This is a genomic window from Rhizomonospora bruguierae (genome assembly GCF_018397995.1).
GTDB classification, from domain to species: Bacteria; Actinomycetota; Actinomycetes; order Mycobacteriales; family Micromonosporaceae; genus Rhizomonospora; species Rhizomonospora bruguierae.
This window is the reverse complement of sequence record NZ_BBQH01000178.1, coordinates 1-676: the sequence shown is the minus strand read 5'-3', so window position 1 is coordinate 676 and position 676 is coordinate 1. Positions and strand designations below refer to the sequence as shown.

1 protein-coding gene is annotated in these 676 nt (G+C 62.3%); it reads left to right on the top strand.

The window, feature by feature from the left end:
• The first annotated feature begins 58 nt into the window (after nt 1-58).
• Entirely contained in the window at nt 59-502 is a 444-nt protein-coding gene (locus KJS59_RS32425; protein WP_376771315.1) for a group II intron maturase-specific domain-containing protein, read from the top strand.
• Nucleotides 503-676: the final 174 nt, after the last annotated feature.

Here is a 676-nt window from a genome sequence, read left to right as displayed (position 1 = left end):
CCGTGGCCCACGGCCGCAACACCATGCACGCCCTCACCGAACTCGCCGCCGCCCGTCCCTGGCTACCCACCGCCGAAGCGACCACCTGATCAGTCACCTCGCCGATTGGATAAACCCGATCGTCCGGGGTTGGATGAACCATTACGGGGCGTTCTACCGATCGGCCCTGTATCCCCTCCTGGGACGCATCAACGCCTACCTGCTGCGGTGGGTCCGCCGGAAGTACAAGCGGTTGCGGGGTAGTAGGAAAGCCCGGACGGCGTGGAACAACGCCATCCGGAAAGACCGCGTGCCTTCGCCCACTGGGCTTGGGTCACGCACGCCCCCACGGTCTGGTGACCAGAGCGACAAGAGCCGTATAACGGGCGACTGTTACGTACGGTTCTGTGAGGGCCCGGGGGTGAGATCTCCCCGGGCTACTCGGCGGGATGAGTCAGTTCTGAATGGCGTTCTTGGTCACGGTCTCTCCGGCGGTTCGATATGCAAGGTCGCCAACCATTGAACCGACCGGACAGATCCACTTTCACGTAGCCGAGACGGAGATAACCGGACCGCCCAGCAGGATTTCTTCTGTCCGCAAGCAGGGACTCAACTGTAGTTCAGCAGGGATTTTTCAGCGTCCGCTAGCGTGAGCAGCAGGGGAGGTGAGTGAGCAGCAGGGAGGTGAGATGGTAGA